The 17,094-nt window shown below is 42.8% G+C and carries 15 protein-coding genes; 4 read left to right on the top strand and 11 right to left on the bottom strand.

Annotation, left to right across the window (positions count from 1 at the left end):
• Positions 1 to 366: 366 nt before the first annotated feature.
• The 3 genes from J3998_RS12315 (at position 367) to J3998_RS12305 (ending at position 1,663) form a co-directional block, all read left to right on the top strand.
• Positions 367 to 960, top strand: a complete 594-nt coding sequence (locus J3998_RS12315) for a PilZ domain-containing protein (protein ID WP_243750746.1) — start codon at positions 367 to 369, stop codon at positions 958 to 960.
• 107 nt (positions 961 to 1,067) lie between these two features.
• Positions 1,068 to 1,313, top strand: a complete 246-nt coding sequence (locus J3998_RS12310) for a hypothetical protein (RefSeq protein WP_208150974.1) — start codon at positions 1,068 to 1,070, stop codon at positions 1,311 to 1,313.
• Entirely contained in the window at positions 1,310 to 1,663 is a 354-nt protein-coding gene (locus J3998_RS12305) for an HD-GYP domain-containing protein (protein ID WP_208150973.1), read from the top strand. The genes J3998_RS12310 and J3998_RS12305 overlap by 4 nt, the downstream gene beginning before the upstream one ends.
• An 8-nt stretch (positions 1,664 to 1,671) precedes the next feature.
• Here the strand turns inward: J3998_RS12305 and J3998_RS12300 are convergent, their stop codons facing one another.
• The 8 genes from J3998_RS12300 to fnr form a co-directional block, all read right to left on the bottom strand.
• Entirely contained in the window at positions 1,672 to 1,977 is a 306-nt protein-coding gene (locus J3998_RS12300) for a hypothetical protein (protein WP_208150972.1), read from the bottom strand.
• Between the two features lie 67 nt (positions 1,978 to 2,044).
• Complete coding sequence (locus J3998_RS12295; RefSeq protein ID WP_208150971.1) at positions 2,045 to 2,635, bottom strand: LPP20 family lipoprotein; 591 nt, start codon at positions 2,633 to 2,635, stop codon at positions 2,045 to 2,047.
• 82 nt (positions 2,636 to 2,717) lie between these two features.
• Positions 2,718 to 2,963, bottom strand: coding sequence for a hypothetical protein (locus J3998_RS12290; protein WP_208150970.1), 246 nt, complete (start codon positions 2,961 to 2,963; stop codon positions 2,718 to 2,720).
• A gap of 13 nt (positions 2,964 to 2,976) precedes the next feature.
• Entirely contained in the window at positions 2,977 to 4,119 is a 1,143-nt protein-coding gene (locus J3998_RS12285) for a hypothetical protein (RefSeq protein WP_208150969.1), read from the bottom strand.
• Between the two features lie 79 nt (positions 4,120 to 4,198).
• Positions 4,199 to 5,653: a type 1 periplasmic-binding domain-containing protein gene (locus J3998_RS12280; RefSeq protein ID WP_208150968.1), complete on the bottom strand. Its 1,455-nt coding sequence runs from the start codon at positions 5,651 to 5,653 to the stop codon at positions 4,199 to 4,201.
• A 30-nt stretch (positions 5,654 to 5,683) separates the two neighbouring features.
• The gene (gene pepN / locus J3998_RS12275) at positions 5,684 to 8,311 is read right to left on the bottom strand and encodes an aminopeptidase N (protein ID WP_208150967.1); all 2,628 of its coding nucleotides are present in this window, start codon (positions 8,309 to 8,311) and stop codon (positions 5,684 to 5,686) included.
• A gap of 197 nt (positions 8,312 to 8,508) precedes the next feature.
• Positions 8,509 to 9,063 (bottom strand): peptidoglycan-associated lipoprotein Pal, encoded by a 555-nt coding sequence (gene pal / locus J3998_RS12270; RefSeq protein ID WP_208150966.1) that lies wholly within the window; start codon positions 9,061 to 9,063, stop codon positions 8,509 to 8,511.
• Positions 9,064 to 9,664: 601 nt separating this feature from the next.
• Positions 9,665 to 10,414 carry a fumarate/nitrate reduction transcriptional regulator Fnr gene (gene fnr / locus J3998_RS12265; RefSeq protein ID WP_208150965.1) on the bottom strand — a complete coding sequence of 250 codons (750 nt, stop codon included), beginning with the start codon at positions 10,412 to 10,414 and terminating at the stop codon, positions 9,665 to 9,667.
• Between the two features lie 546 nt (positions 10,415 to 10,960).
• Here fnr and J3998_RS12260 point away from each other — a divergent pair.
• Entirely contained in the window at positions 10,961 to 12,160 is a 1,200-nt protein-coding gene (locus tag J3998_RS12260; protein ID WP_208150964.1) for a PfkB family carbohydrate kinase, read from the top strand.
• Between the two features lie 69 nt (positions 12,161 to 12,229).
• Here the strand turns inward: J3998_RS12260 and rlmB are convergent, their stop codons facing one another.
• The 3 genes from rlmB to J3998_RS12245 all read right to left on the bottom strand — a co-directional run bounded on the left by rlmB (position 12,230) and on the right by J3998_RS12245 (position 16,969).
• Positions 12,230 to 12,958 (bottom strand): 23S rRNA (guanosine(2251)-2'-O)-methyltransferase RlmB, encoded by a 729-nt coding sequence (gene rlmB, locus J3998_RS12255; RefSeq protein ID WP_208150963.1) that lies wholly within the window; start codon positions 12,956 to 12,958, stop codon positions 12,230 to 12,232.
• 6 nt (positions 12,959 to 12,964) lie between these two features.
• Positions 12,965 to 15,313, bottom strand: a complete 2,349-nt coding sequence (rnr, locus tag J3998_RS12250; RefSeq protein ID WP_208150962.1) for a ribonuclease R — start codon at positions 15,311 to 15,313, stop codon at positions 12,965 to 12,967.
• A 234-nt stretch (positions 15,314 to 15,547) separates the two neighbouring features.
• Entirely contained in the window at positions 15,548 to 16,969 is a 1,422-nt protein-coding gene (locus J3998_RS12245; RefSeq protein WP_208150961.1) for a dihydrolipoyl dehydrogenase, read from the bottom strand.
• Positions 16,970 to 17,094 lie beyond the last annotated feature (125 nt).

The following is a 17,094-nucleotide window of genomic DNA, read 5'->3' as shown; positions in this document are numbered from 1 at the left end:
CGTTGTTAGGCTTCTTAACCATAGCGATGGCTATGCTTTGCGAAACCTGCCTAGAATTGACTGCTTCAAACACCTCGCTGAAGTCAATGGGGACTGATTCTGCGTTTCCTTAGCCACTCCCTTTCTTCCCTATATTGGCTTAAAAGCTGCTTAATTCTTTTTTAGAAAGCGCAGAATCAGTATCCATTGACTTCAGTGGACTTATTATTCAGCACTTCCTTAATAATCGTTTAAAGAACTTATTCAGAATTCGGTTATTTATACCTAGACAGATATTTTCTTATAGAGACTAACGGTTTTACGTTACAGTTACTCCATATTAAAAAAGTATCAACAGATAGATTTCAATTGGATGGATATATGAGTATGGGACAAAGATCTTACTTTCGTATTGATGTAATGATGCGCTGTAGTTATCGAGTAGTACCGGCAGCGGAGGTCGAGTCAAACCCGCTATCGGAAGACACATCGAGCGGCTATATTGAAAAATACATGATGCAAGACCTGATTGAGCTCGATAAACATATCAATGATGCGATTGTGCAGATCAATGAACGCAGCTCCCTACTGGCAAATGCGATCAACTCCATCAACACCAAACTTAACTTTTTAATGGAAACGCTGGATAGCTCGCAAATGCTGAAAGCCATTCCACAACGTCCCGTTAATTTAAGCGGCAATGGCATCGCTTTCGATATCGACCAAGAAATTGACATAGACGATAAAGTTGATTTATTGATGCAGCCTCTGGACAATCAATCGCCAATTTTAGTGCGTGCCAGCGTCGTAAATATTCAACCAAAAGAGTTCGGAGCTATTAATCGTATTGCCTTGACCTATGATGCTTTAAAAGAAGAAGACCGTCGTAAGCTGATCTACTTTATCCAATCCAAAGAAATTGAATTAGCACAAAGTTCCAAAGTCGACAGACACACCAAGAAAGAAGTCAACCGCGATTAAACATGAGGTCGGATAACTAACTTCTCAACAGTAGTTACGGCCGCCACGTTTTCCAATAGATTTCGCGATAATCAAAGCCATATCCTGTCAGTAATAAAGTACCTTCAATGATGTGGCGTCTGTTTATTTTGCTCACGCTGATTACCTCAATCAGCGCTACAATTCATGCCGATGATACTGTGAAAATCGGCGTACTTGCCAAACGTGGCGATGTTGTAGCACAAAATAAATGGAACAATACCGCCAACTACTTATCTCAAGAAATAGTCGATCATCAATTTGAAATTCTCCCTCTTGACTTCAATGAATTAAAAAGCCTGGGCGATTCAACAAAGAAGAACGGCAAATTATGAACACCCATGCCGAATTAGGTTACCACATGCTACGCTATTCAAAGCGCGCCCTACTAACCTGCGCAGCAATCATCGCTTATGAACATCATGAGCGTTGGGATGGGCAAGGTTATCCACAAGGACTAGCAGGCGAGAATATTCATATTTATGGCCGAATAACGGCTATTGCCGACGTATTTGATGCGCTGGTTAGTAAACGCTGTTACAAAGATGTTTGGCCAGATGAAAAGGTGTTTGCCTATTTCAAAGAACAAAGAGGCAAACAGTTTGATCCGAAATTAGTGGATATATTTTTTGAAAATCTTGATGAAATTATCGCTGTTCGCGATGCCATGCAAGATTTTAAATAAATGGATGATTATGGATAAGCGTAACGCTTATCTTGGCCGCTTGATGCCTGCTTATGCTTTTGTTCAAACTGATCAGTAAATTTCTTATCCAAGGTTTTCACCTTACGTTCTAATTGCTGAACCTTGTTCATCCCTTGATCAAAGCGCTGCTGCTGAGCTTCACTGCTTTGCGAAACCTGTTTAACAGTACGCTCTTGCTGGGCAACTTTCCCTTCCAGAATTCGCACGCGGGTGCTAATACTAGCAGCTGCCGCAACGCCTTCGAAGAGAATTAAGGCACTTAAAACCACAGTCATTACCATCGTTTTTCTCATTTTGACTTACTCCATTCAATCATTGACCGACTAACAAACCCTAGCGTCTAACGGCCATAGGGCAATGTTATTGAACAGAATTAATCTGGTAAGCGGTTTCCGGATCAGCAATCGAAACGTCATCAGCCGTATAAACAAAGGCTTTTTCGAAGAATCCTTTATCAACATAAACCTCTAAAACCGTCTCGTAGTTGTTATCGGCCATCGGAGTAACGCTGACAACACGAGCGCCGCGAACCACTGCATTCACACGTGCTCGGAAAGAATCGTTCTTAGCCGTTAGTGTAGAAACGGCAGTATTACTATCAATTTTGATTCCCGAGATCTGCTCAGCAAGCGATCGATAGGCATCCAGTTTAGATGAACGAATCGCCATCAAACGACGTTGACCTGGAGTATATGCCGCAAAAGTACTCTCTGCACCATACCCGATACCGGTGATCTTAATTAAATCCGGTTTTTGCTGTTTCACAACAGGCTCTGCTGGGGCAGGAGTTGTCGGCGCATGATATACCTGTTGCACGGGGGTCGGCGTAACGACAGCTTGTTGCTGACAACAATCTTTTTCTTGTGCGTCTTGGTTTGGCATCATACTACAACCACTCAAGGTCGCCATGGCAACCGCCAGAGAACCAATTAAAACTTGTGACTTTTTCATTTTAAGTCTCCTTATTATTTTTTATGCTATGAGTTAAGCACTTATCTGTATATCGGCCTAACCCAGGATTTTTTGAATCTTTTTAGCGATTTTTTTGCTCTTTATTGCCATAGAGTTCTTCAAGGTACAAAGTCTTACCTGCTTGCTTGCTCTGCATATGATTACTATCTTGATAGTAATTTGGCACAGTCATTGAACTCCCTCTATCCTTCTCAAAGCCAAGCATGTCATACGCCTTCTGTGCATTAGTTTTGACCCAGGGCACCGGCTTTTGCGAACAGCCGACGAGGAACACTGCTAGCAAAATAACGAATCCCGTTCTTTGCATAATTCCCCCTTTACTATGGATAAGAGTCTTTCACACCCTGGTCATAAAACATGCCGTCTGGGGTCTGATACGAATACGGATTAGCCTGTTTTTTTGCTTTCTCTTCAGCGAGTTTTTTGTCTTCTTCCTCTGCACGCAACTTCATTTCCAACAACTGCTGCTTTTCAACACTTTTCACACTGTGTACAACTTCTTGCTGAGAATGTTGTACCTTCTGAATCTGGCTACCAATTGAGTCAATCGCTTTTTGCGCCTTAATCAAACGATAGTTGATTGAGTCAATTTTCTGCAATATTTTAGGATTGATTACCGGGGCAACGGTTGGGTTTGATACCTGTACTGGCATAACAGGTGCAGGCACCTCTTGCGGCTTGTTTTCAGTTGGCGTATTTAAACCAAGAGGGTCAAGCTGTACCGGCTGAGCAGCAGAATCCCCCTGAATCTTAATCAAATCCGTTGCTAACTGCTCTACTTGGAAATTCACTGCATCCAATTTTTTCTCAATGGAATGCAAATCTTCTGATAACGTTTTTACACCGTCAATATTGTGATCGCTATTAACCTTAATGGTCTCCAACATGGTTTGCGTTTCTTCCGGTAGATGCTGGTTGGATGCCGACAAAGCCCCCCATACACCGATCCCAATTGCCGCCAACACCAATACAATAATTACGGCTCCAAAGATTATGATTATTTTCTTTAACGATTCCATTTGCTTCACCGTAAGATCTTGTTTTTGATTATTTATTTGACGCTCTGGAAGCTCTTTCTCAATATCATCTTGCTCTGGAGATGCTTCCGGTGCTTTTTCTTGATTAATCGCTGTGGCGGCCGCAGCACCTGCCGCAGCAGCCACAACTTCATCAGCAATTAAATCTTCTTGAGGCTCTTGCTCAGGCTCGGGAGCGGCATCTACTTGCAACTCCTGACCTTCCGAAATCAACTCATCTTCAGTTTCCTGAACTTCTGGTGCAGCCTGCGGTTCCAGCTCAACTTCTTCAATGGCAGCAGTTTCCTGCTCTACAGTTTCTGGAACTGCGGAGGGTAATTCCGGTTCAATATCTTCCAAATCACCGGCATCCAACTCTGCTTCATCAAGCAAAGCATCGATGCTATCTAAGTCATTTGGATCAATGATGTCATCTGGATCTGCCACGCCACATCCTTAGTTGTTCAGTTTTCGAATAGGTTCGAGCTGACCAACCAAGAATTACTTTCAGCAAGCCAACAGTTATTTAATCGGTCGAAACCTGAACAACTTTAGCGTTATCCAGTAAATAAACTGATGGTAGCAGGTAAAACTGCCCGGTTGGTCGCGTTTCAACTTGACCTACCGATGTCTTGATTAACCAGTCACGCTGGTTAAATTGGTCGGAAAAAGTCAAAATTTCCACTGCTGCAGTTCCGAGAGCATTAAATATGCCAGTTTCTGCTTGAGGACGACTATTGACCTTTTGTTGATAGGATTGATAGAGATAAGCTGGCAGAAAACCATATGTCTTCTGCCAAGATTGTTGATAAAGCGTCAAATCAGTCAATTTCGGCACTTGCGGAGAAAACCACAGATGTTTGACTTCACTTAACTGAAACAAGTCTAAAAACGGTGAAACTTGTACTGCCTTCTGAGCCGGCATTAAACTAACGACCGCATCCAAATCTTTACGTGAACGCGGCACAAACTCTAGAGAGCGACGGATACGTTTGCCCAACACTGCCGCGCGCGCTTTCGATTCTTCGATCCCAAGACCTTTTTCAATCCCGTCGTCAACGCTTTTATCGATAACCTGAATGTCATAAGTCAGTGGATGATCGAATTGATTATTCAATGCCAAAAATTCATCAATCAACAGATTAGAACGCTCGTTATCTTCGGTTAATAACAGCGCCCCTTTATAAAAGTTGTTATGAAGATAATCAACCAACTTCAAGGTTCCACCGGAGCGACTTGGCGACAAGGACTTCTCATGTGCTTGATAATTGACTGATGCATCGTTCAAATAAATTGTCGGCACCCCAGTCTGCAGGTCGTGCCATGCTTGAATATTAAGTTTTTTCAATGGCCCGAAAATTAAAGTCGGTTTAAAGTTTTTCAAACGCTCCCAAAGCAAATACAAATTTCCGTACTGCTCAGTATCAAAATGAAAAATTTCGCCTTTAAAGTCCTGAGCCTTTAATGCAGATTCAATCCCGTTGGATAAGCTTGAACCGGCTCTTTGATAATCACCACTCATCGGTAAAACAATCGCAACCACTGCGTTCGGGTCGGTCAAATCCACTTCAAAACGGCTACCGCTTAATCCTAAGAATTCAAATAAACTCGGCGCTTTCTGGCTTTGCGTTAGATAAGACTTAAGTTGTTCGACACGACTGCTGTAAATCGGCAAAACACCGGATGCCTCCAAGGCATCTACTTGATCTTGCAAAGCTTTAATATCGCCGTTCTTAAGCGCCAGCTCAGCTCGTAAAATGAGGATTTCCTGATCGATTTGCTTAATCTGATCCTGAATTGGATCGACAGAACGTTCGGCTTCTTCGCGAGGTATTGCCTGCTCTTGTCGCTCGGTCTGATTATCATCAGACCGACCAAAACCAAACAACTCCCCCAAACTAAAGGCAAAAGTTGCCGCCGAGTAACTCATGCTCCAGCTCAAAGCGGCAAGTAAAACACCATGTTTCAATTTGTACTGCATTACTTTACCCAATAAACGTCTAAGGAATTCTTAAGCAAGAGATTTAGAGGCAATTTCATAAACATCTTTGGAAACACCTTTACGATCCAAGATCTGTTGTAACGCATTACGCATCATCTGTTGACGTTTCTCATCATAACGCTTCCAATGCGTGAAAGGCCCTAGAAGACGCGCCGCAATTTGCGGATTAAGCGCATCAAGCTGCATAATCTGTTCGGCACACATCTGATAACCGGCACCGTCGGCTCGATGGAAACCGACCAAGTTCAAACGCGAGAATACCCCTAATAGACTGCGCACACGGTTCGGATTTGTAAGACTAAAATCTTTATGTTGCAGCAGAGCCTGCGTAGTTTGCAAAGCGTGATCATTTTGCGTCTGTGCTTGCAAAGTGAACCACTTATCAATGACTAAATTATCATCTTGCCAGCGCTCGTAAAAAGACTGTAACGCTTCCACAGAACGAGGATGCTGATGCTTCAACATCGTTTTTAAAGCCGCTAAAACATCCGTCATATTATGTTGCGCTTGATACTGTTTTAGCACCAGTGACTGGTGTTCCGAAAGCACACCCAAATAGCTCAAAGCGAGATTTTTCAACATACGCTCAGCAATCTGGGCTTTATCATACTGATAAGGTGCATCATTTACACAACGATGATATACATCTAACCATTGACCTTGCATATGATTTGCCAATTCAGCTTCCAGCCAACTATGCGCCTGGTAAATAGTATCAACATCAACAACTTCATATTGCTCACCGATATAACCAAGTTCAGGCAAACTCAAAGTCATCGCCACTAAAGCTGGGTCAATTTCTTTTGCTGCTAGCAAACTGCGAGCTACTTCAATAACTTCACTAGGTAGCTGATAGTCAATACAAGACTGCAGTGCAGCCACCTTTGCTTGTACGGTTCTTAACAACAAAGTCTGCATCGCTTCCCAACGCACAAAGCTATCTTCATCTTTAGCTGCTAGCAAAGCAAGTTCTTGATTTGAGTAATCAAAATGCAGTTTCACCGGTGCCGAAAAACCACGAAGTAATGATGGTACGGCATCCGCAGGAACGTCTTCAAAAACAAAGGATTGTTGTGCCTGAGTTAATTTCAAAACAGCATGAGTGTCACTACGCAATTCGACATTGGCCGCACTCTCAAAAGTCGGTTCAAGCGTAACTGGCTCACCCTCTTTATCCAGTAAACCAAAGCCAATCGGCATCAGCATTGGCTGAAAATCATCACTGTTCGGCAAACTTTGCTGGCAACTTATCGTTAACTTTTGTGTCACTGCATCATAGTTACGAGTAACTTCTAAATTTGGCGTACCCGACTGAACATACCAATTATGCATCTGCTCAAGATTGACACCATTCGCATCAGCCATGGCATTGCGAAAATCCTGTACTGTAACCGCTTGACCGTCATGCCGTTCAAAGTACAGCTGCATACCTTTCTGGAAACCGGTTTCGCCCAACAAGGTATGGTAAAGACGAACTACCTCCGCGCCTTTCTCATACACGGTCATGGTGTAAAAATTATTCATCTCAATATACGATTGAGGCTGAATGGGATGCGACATCGGTCCGGCATCTTCTGGAAATTGGTTAGAACGCAGACGTCGAACGTCTTCAATACGTTTTACTGCCGAAGACAGCATGTCAGCGGTAAACTCTTGATCACGAAAAACCGTCAAACCTTCTTTTAAGGTCAACTGGAACCAGTCACGACAAGTGACACGGTTACCGGTCCAATTATGGAAATATTCATGACCGATAACGGCTTCAATGCCTTCATAATCAATATCGGTCGCTGTTTCCGGTTTTGCGAGGACAAACTTGGAATTAAAGACATTCAAACCTTTGTTTTCCATGGCTCCCATATTGAAGTCATCGACCGCGACAATCATGAAAATATCAAGGTCATATAGCAAGCCGAAACGCTCTTCATCCCATTTCATCGATTTTTTCAGCGATTCCATTGCATGTTCACATTTCTCGATATTGCGCGGCTCGACAAAAATCTCTAACTTCACTTCTCGCCCATCCGCGGTAGTAAAGGTATCTTCAACCTTCTCAAGATTTCCAGCCACCAAAGCAAACAGATAACATGGCTTCTTATGCGGATCTTGCCACACTGCGAAATGCTTGCCGTTGTCTAAATCTCCGGAATCAACCAGATTACCATTCGCTAGCAGAAAACGGTTTTCAGACTTATCAGCAATAACTTTCGTTGTGAAAACGCTCAACACATCCGGACGGTCAAGATAATAAGTAATCTTACGGAAACCTTCAGCTTCACATTGTGTGCAGTAGTTATCGCTAGTGCGATATAGCCCTTCCAAAGCGGTATTATTTTGCGGTTCAATTTCGGTAACAATCCGTAAGGTGAACTTTTCCTTAGCAACCGCTAAAGTCAGACCGGCTTCATCAATTTGACACTGTTCAATAACCTCTTCGCCATCTAGCAACACACTGATCAATTTAAGGTTTTCTCCATCCAAACGTAAATCGCCTTTCGCTTGGCGTTGCATTTGCATGCTATTGGTCACTCTAGTCGCTAACGGGCTTAGTTCAAATTCAAGATAGACCGATTCGATTGAAAATGCTGACGGTTGGTAGTCTTTAAGATAATTTACGTGCGGGGCTGTTTGCGTCATACGACTAATTTAACCTTTTTAAAGCGTTACTGAAGAATGTGCGTGAATTGCTTTACGAACAGAAAAGTGAATAACAACAGAGAACCATTTTTAGAATTCACTCTATCCAAATAAAGTATTCGATTAGGGAAATGTACTCATAAAAAAACCCCTCTTTCACACAAAAAGAGAGGCTTTTCTAATATTACAGACGTGAATTAATAATTGAATTCAGCACGACGGTTTTTAGACCAAGCCGATTCAGTATGACCATCAACCACAGGCATATCTTCACCGAAGCTTACTACATTAATACGGTCGGCACTAATGCCTTCAACCATTAAAGCGTTCTTCACAGAAAGCGCACGACGCTCGCCTAAAGCTAAATTATACTCACGTGAACCACGCTCGTCACAATGCCCTGCAATAGTCACTTGCGCAGATGGGTTATTGTTTAAATATTTCGCGTTTAACTTAATCGTTTGATAATACTCGGCACGAACATCCGAACGGTCATAATCAAAGTAGACAACTTTGCCTCTAAGCATTGCTTTTAACTGTTCATTTGTCATCTCAGCAGGCGCTTTATTCGCATCCAAGTCCGAAGCGTTATTTGTCATCGACAGATTAGCGGAACCCTGAGATGTTTCGCCAGCAGATTGTTTCTTCTCTTCATATTTATAACTATCGTCAACTTCTGGTGTTGAGCTACAGCCCACAAGTGTCATACCTAAAGCAGTAACTGCAAAAAGCTTTGCAAAATTTTTAACCATTATCGTCCCCTTTCATTGTAGGAATCAGCAAAGTCTTAGACTAATCGTTTAGTTACAAGCACCATTAACTTGATTCGAAAACGAAAAACTCGACCCCTCAACCCCTATAAATTAAAACTATAAGAAATGCTAATAACTATACCGCATTCAAAATTAAAAAAAAGCCATCTAAAGCGAGAGAGAAGAAAAATAACAATCGTAAAGAGAGTTCAGAGTTGATTCATATCAACCTAAATAAATGTTGAGCGGAAAATAAACAAAAAAAAACGCGAAATTAAGTATTTCTGCCAGTAAAAAATTATTACTTACTTTGTTAGAATACTGGGTAAGGAATGAGGGAATAAGCTTTAGTTGTTTCCCCGAACGCTAGAAACAAAACAAAAAATTTCTTCTAGCAAAAAAAATCCCGGCACATAAATGCCGGGTAAGCGGGCTACATTATGAAAAATCGTTGAGAAAACCTTTCAAACACTCAACGCCTTCACAATTCCTATTAGAACATAGTTTATAGTTGTTTTATTGATTTGAATCACTCACATTAGAGTTTGTATTAAATTTTTAGCTGTCCCTAATTATTCAATAACAATCAAAGTCAATATTTTTAAGCCGTTGCCTTATTGCATGAGTCGCAACTTGTCTGAATACCTGCTGTATTTAATAGTTTGTCCATATCATGGATAACAACTTCTTTTTTCTTCCATGTTGCAACACCATCTGCATGGAACTTGGCAAGAATACGAGATACTGTCTCAGGCGTTAAACCCAAATACACAGCAACATCTCTATGCAAAATGCTTAATCGAAATTCAGAGGACGCGTAGCCCCGACTGCGATAACGTTCAGACATATTCCAAATAAACTGTGCTACTCGTTGATCAGCATTACGTCTGACTAACAATTCCGAATGCATTCGACCGTCCAAAACTTCTTTACTGATGACATTCATCATCTGTTTATTAAGCTGCGGAAGCTCATCGGTAAGATTTGAAAACTTTTCAAATGGAAGACTACAAACACTGGTGGTATCCAGTGCTATAGCATTGTACTGATGCCTTCTAGAACCCAAAGCATCGATACCAAGAACATCTCCTGGCAAATAAAAACCGTGCACAATTTCTTCACCGGTATTGGTGAAAGAGTACAACTTCACGACTCCTGCTCTAATTGCATACAATGCATTGAAATTATCATTAGCCTCGAAAAGATGCTGGCCTTTTTTCAAAGGCGCTCGGCGATCTACTATATTATCGAGGCGCTCTATTTCGTCTTTTTGCAAACCAGTTGGAAAACAAATTTTCTGTAACCCGCAGTTTTTGCAACTGACGTTAAATGCTGACCTTACTTCACTCATATGAACCGTCTACTTAATTGTCCCTAATCAAGTTTCGATTGTATCTCTTTTTGAGAATACGAAACACCACTAATCCTATAGCAATATCTTATATACATATTAATACTTACTCAAGGAGTATTTAAAGCTCATAAATAACTTTTTATATTAATAAGTAGCAATATGATTAATTTTTAGTCAGTTATCGAAACCTCTTACAACCACAAGGGGTTTGCTTACTTATATCTAAATTACCCACAAAGTTATCCACATTTTCTGTGGAAAACCCCCAATTACGACAACTCACCCGCCAAGAGTCCCGAAACAAAATTAATCGAATAAAATCAATAACTTAAATTAAAAACAAAAACCTTTCATCAACTACATACTAGATCATAAGCCTCCTTGTCAAGAAGGTAATACAAACTTTATTCACTTTTTTCTGTGTCAAGGTCTTGACCTCTAATTTTCATAAAATTTTGTGATTAAAATTCAATTACTCGAGATGTGATAAAATTCTTCAAAACTTCTACATTTGATAGAAAAAACTAATAAAGGAACGAGTAAATGGCTAAAATTCTTGCTATTGGGAATGCTGTACTAGATACAATTTTTACCGTTGAACAGCATCCTAAAGAAGATCAAGAGATGCGCGCACTATCAAAAAACCATCAAGTTGGCGGCAATGTTAACAATACCTTATATGTTTTAAAGCAACTTGGACATGAAACTGCAATTTGTTCGACAGCTGCTACGGATCCAGAATCAAAACAGCTTATTTCCGGTATGCAAGAACGTGGCATCGACTGCACCTATATCCAAAAATTTATCCAAGGCTCGACACCTAATTCTATCGTTACCCTTAACGCCCATAATGGTAGCCGCACCATTGTTCACTATCGAGACTTGCCGGAAGTGAACTTCGACTATTTTGCTAAGATTGAAATTGAAAACTACGACTGGTTGCACTTTGAGGGTCGTAATGTCGAAAATCTGGCCGGCATGCTGAATATCAGCAAGACATTCTTGGATAATCAACCAATCTCACTGGAAGTCGAAAAGCCACGCGATGGTATTGAAACCCTCTTCTCGCAAGCGCACCTTTTGATTTTCTCGCACCATTATGCAAGTGCCAAAGGCTACCAAGACGGTCGATCGTTACTGCAAGAAACCGCTAAACAAGTCCCAAATAGCAACCTAGTTTGCACTTGGGGAGCAAAAGGCGTTTGGCTTAAAAGCATTAACGGAGAAATCGAGCATATCTCTGCCATTCCGGTGAACCCAATTGTCGATACACTTGGTGCCGGTGATACATTCAATGCTGGCCTTATCGACAAACTGGCGCAAGGCAGCTCATTAAAAGAAGCTTGTGAATTTGCCAATCAACTGGCCGCTCAAAAAATTCAGAAACGTGGTTTAGATGATATTTTAAATGCCAAGCCAGAAAACCGTGCAATTGCAAACATAAAACAACTAAGTAAAGCAAAAGCAACGGTTATTGAAGTCGGTAGCATCGGCGGAGTGATTCTTATCATGCACGAAAATGAAGTACGTGCTTACGAAAATAACTGCCCACACCAGAACGTACCGCTAAATGAAGCTTACAAAATTGACGTCAATCCATTTGAAAACACGATGAAATGCTCGGTGCACGATGCCTTCTTCAATATCGACGACGGTGAATGTGTGGACGGCCCTTGCTGGGGCGAGCACTTAACGCCCGTTTCAGTTCGCACCGACGAACAAGGGGATATTTATCTGGCATAAAGCCCATCGCCAAGCATAAAAAAACGCGCCTAAAAGCGCGTTTCTTATTACTTAGACTTTATACAAAACTCAGCTTCGTTGACGCATCGCTTCGTACAGAGTCACGCCTGTGGCCACCGAAACATTCAAACTTTCCACTGAGCCAACCATTGGAATCGCCGCCAAATGATCACAAGCTTCACGCGTTAAACGACGAAGACCGGTACCTTCCGCCCCCATAACAATGCCGATTGAACCTTTGAAATCCATCTGATAGATATTCTGATCCGTTTCACCTGCCAAACCAATCATCCAAACGCCCTGCTGTTGCAAGTCTTTAATGGTACGAACTAAATTGGTTACCACCACTAACTTAACCGTATCAGCGGCACCGCAAGCGACTTTGCGTACCGTTGCATTCATGCCAACTGATTGATTTTTCGGAATTACCACTGCATCGACACCGACCGCATCCGCAGTCCGTAGAATCGCGCCTAGGTTATGTGGGTCTTGTACTTCATCAAGAAATACAAACAACGGATTGGAGGCTTCTTCGGCAATTTTCAGTAGGTCGGCTTCAGTTAAGTCTTTCTGCTTTTCGACCATAGCCATAACGCCTTGGTGATTGCCATCCGCCTTAGAAAAAGCCGATTTATTCACCAACTCGACGTTAAGTCCTAGGGCACGAGCTTGATCAAGCAAACTCTGCTGACGCGCATTCAATTTACCTTTAATAAATTGAATGCTAAAGACCGATTGCGGCGCCTGTTTAAGAAAACGTTCCACCGCATGCAAACCGAAAATGAGCTGCTGTTTCACTATCGATTATTCCTTATTCGCCTTAGGCTTTGAACGGCCGCTACGCTTTTTACGATAATAACGTTTTTTACGCGGTTTTCTCTTTTTTGAAGACTCATCATCTTGCAGATCATCTGACTCCTCAACTTGATCGTCCGCGTTTTCAACGACGGCTTCATCTTCAGTCAGGCTTTCGATAAAGCGCAAGTCCACTTTGCGCTCATCAAGATTCACCTGAGCAACTTGTACCTTAATACGATCCCCCAGGCGATACATTTTGCCGGTGCGCTCGCCTTTCAAACAGTGGCGCGCATTATCGTAATGGAAGTAGTCATCACCAAGCTCGGTGATGTGAACCAAACCTTCCACATACAGAGGATCCATTTCCACAAACAGACCGAAATTCGTTGCGGCAGTAATCACCGCTTCATACTCCTCACCTAGACGGTGCGACAGGAATTCACACTTCAAGAAAGTCTCAGCATCACGCGTCGCTTCATCAGCACGACGTTCTGTATCCGAACAGTGCTGCCCCATTTCCGTCATCTTACTGTCGTCGTAATTAAATTCGTTGACCGGCTTCTTGCTCCACACGTAACGAATCGCACGGTGCACCAACAAATCCGGATAGCGACGGATCGGCGAAGTGAAATGCGTATAGTTCTCGTAATTCAAGCCGAAGTGACCTTTGTTATCCGGCTGATAAACCGCTTGGTTCATTGAACGCAACATCACTGTCTGTACCAAGTGTTGGTAAGGCTTGCCTTCAACCTGCTTGGCGACATCGGCATAATCGTGAGCGGTCGGAGTATCACCACCGCCGAGCTGTAGGTTAAAGTCAGCAAGGAAGGTACGCAGGTTTTGCAGACGATCTTCCATCGGTGATTCATGCACACGGAACAGTGTCGGCATCTTATGCCATTTCAGAAAACGTGCTGTCGCAACGTTTGCCATCAACATACACTCTTCAATCAGCTTATGTGCATCGTTGCGTTTAACCGGTACGATCTCTTCAATCTTACGTTCTTCGTCAAATACGATTCGCGTTTCTGTGGTATCAAACTCTAAAGCACCACGTTCTTCACGAGCAGTCTGCAAGACTTTAAATAACTCATATAGAGTATCGACATTTTCAATCTGCTCTGCGAACTCTTCACGCAATGATGAAGTTTCATCGGTAATCATTTCGTAAACTTGTGTGTAGGTCAAACGTGCTTTGGAATTCATTACCGCCTGATAGAACTGGGTACGCTCTAGCCTACCTTCAGCGTCAATCGCCATATCAGCTACCATACACAGACGGTCAACATGCGGATTCAACGAGCACAAACCATCAGACAGCTTCGATGGCAACATCGGCACCACACGCTGAGGGAAGTAGACCGAGTTTCCACGTTTGTAAGCTTCTTTATCTAGTTCAGTACCCGGCTTAACGTAGTGTGACACGTCCGCAATAGCCACAACCAACTTCCAGCCACCGTTTTTACGACGTTTTGCATAAACCGCATCATCAAAATCTTTGGTGTCAGCCCCATCAATCGTAACCAGCTGCATAGCACGCAAATCTTTACGGCCTTCCATATCGGTTTCAGTCACTTCATCGCCGATTTGCGCCAATTCAGATTGCAATTCATCCGACCACTTATTAGGAATGCCATGCGCATGAATCGCTGAATCGATTTCCATGCCCGGATCCATATAATCACCCAATACTTCGACAATTTTACCGATTGGACCAGAACGCGCCGATGGCTGGTGCAGAATTTTGGTCAGAACGATTTGATTCTCTTTAGCGTCCATTAGACCGTCCGACGGGATAAAAATATCCTGAGCAATACGATTATTGTCTGGGCGAACCCAGGCTAACGAGCCTTCAAATGCCAGACGCCCAAGTAATTCATCGGTTGAGTGTTCAATAACTTCGACAATACCGCCTTCTTGACGACCGCGACGGTCTTCACCAATAACCGATGCAATAACACGGTCACCGTGAAGCACTTTATGCATCTCTTTTTCAGATAGAAAAAGGTCTTTGCCACCTTCATCCGGCACCACAAACCCGAAACCGTCAGGATGACCAAGGACTCGACCACGAACCAAGTCCATTTTTTTCAATAGACCGAAAGCGCCACGACGATTACGAACCAACTGACCGTCACGCACCATCGCTTTCAAACGGCGACTTAAGGCTTCAAAACGCTCTTCGTCTTCTTCTTCTACTTGTAGAACTTTAGCGATTTCAAAGAGGCGAAGCGGCTTAGCTTCTTCTTCAAGAGTTTGGGTGATTAGCTCGCGGCTTGGGATAGGATTATCATATTTTTCGGCTTCACGTTGCGCGTGAGGATCGATTACATCGTTTTGAGTTTCAGTAGTCACTGGCTTCCATCTAAAGTTATTGGATTTGCCCAATCCCTCGACTACCTGAATGACCGCCTAATATCACTCTCCAAAAGGCATCAAAAACGGCTACCAAGCCGCTATAGTCAAGGAAAACAGCACAATCGTCTGTAAAAATTGCGGTCATTATAACAAAACTGTTTTAAATCATGATTAAAGACGACTTTAATCAAGAAATTCTTTTGCTTAACTCATAGCGATAACTTTGCCAATTCACTTAAGCGGACTTAATTCTGCTGCCAACCAATTGCTCTGTTCCGGATAAAGCTTTTGCGCTAACTGACGTAAAGCCGATTGTAATGCCTCCTCTAAAACAGGATGATAGAAAGGCATGCGCAACAATTCTGCGACCGTCACTTCCTGCTCAATCATCCACGCCAAGCTGTTAGCGATATGTTCCGCTTCAGCCATAAACAATTCTGCGCCCAACAATTTTCGACTGACCTTATCAGCATAAACGCAGATAGCGCCCTTATCCTGCCCCATGACAATAGCGCGGCCATTATTACAACTTAAAGTAAAAGTGACGCTTGCAATTTTAGACTCATCGCACTCGGAATAGCGCTTACCTATCAAACCAATCTGCGGATCGGTAAAAGCAACCCCTAAAGGGGTTTTGCGTGCATAAGCTTGCACCTGTGGATAGGAGACCGCATTCAACACTGCCATACGCCCCTCATCGCCTGCTTCATGCAAGATTTGACGAAAACCGTTGACGTCTCCGGCAATAAAAATCGGCTTATCTTCAATCTGAGAAGTGTGCAGATTAAAACTAGGCATGCCGCGTTCATCTAACTCAATACCGGCAGCCTGTAAATTCAGATTATCGTTATTTGGTCGGCGTCCTAAAGACGCTAAGACCGCATCAACATAAATAGTGTCTTCACCCAGAGTAATCGCCACTTCATCATGGTTTTCTGGATTCAGTTTCACATCAGCTGCTTGCCCAAGATAAACATCAAACTCTTTACTAAATTCACTAACCGCTTCACCAATCACCTCGGGCGCCGACAAGCCTCCAACCGTATTTTGCATTTCAATCCCGGTTACTTCAACACCCAAACGTGCCAAGGCTTGACCAAGCTCCAAGCCGATAACACCTAAACCAATCACCGCAATGCGTTTTGGTAAATCTTCTTGTTCAAAAATTTCGTCACTGGTCCATAACTTGTCGCCAATCGCCTTCCAAGGAGCCGGTACCACTGGACGCGAGCCATTGGCAATAATAATGCGCTCTGCTTCAATTATTTCACCATTTACTTCCAACTGATTCGGTGCAACAAACTTGGCATAGCCTTCAATTAACTGGTCAGAATTCAATTGATCGGTCGAACCACTTTTGACGCCACCGGTAAAACGATCACGCAATTGACGAACCCGCTGCAAAACTTTGGGCATATCGATGCTCATTTGCTCACTATTTTCAATTCCTAGCTCAGCCAAGTGGTGACGCTCGTAAAAATGATTAGCCGCGTGAATAAGGGCTTTGGACGGCATACACCCTACTCGCGCGCAAGTCGTCCCGTAGGCTCCGCCTTGGATAAGAACAAAATCTTCTCCAAGTTTTTTCAAATACGACATCGCAGTCAAACCGGACGTACCGGCACCAATTACAGCAAACTTCACTTTACGCATAAAACTCTCCATTCGACAACACGAATTCATTAGGGAAGCGCAGAACAAGTCCAAATGGCTTCAGGCAAAGAAAAATTTAGGCTAAGCAAGGCGTCTGTTTGCCGTCATGTCTAGACCTGACCAAA

This window comes from Thiomicrorhabdus marina (assembly GCF_017571465.1).
Lineage (GTDB): Bacteria > Pseudomonadota > Gammaproteobacteria > Thiomicrospirales > Thiomicrospiraceae > Thiomicrorhabdus > Thiomicrorhabdus marina.
This window is presented reverse-complemented; position numbering and strand designations above follow the sequence as displayed.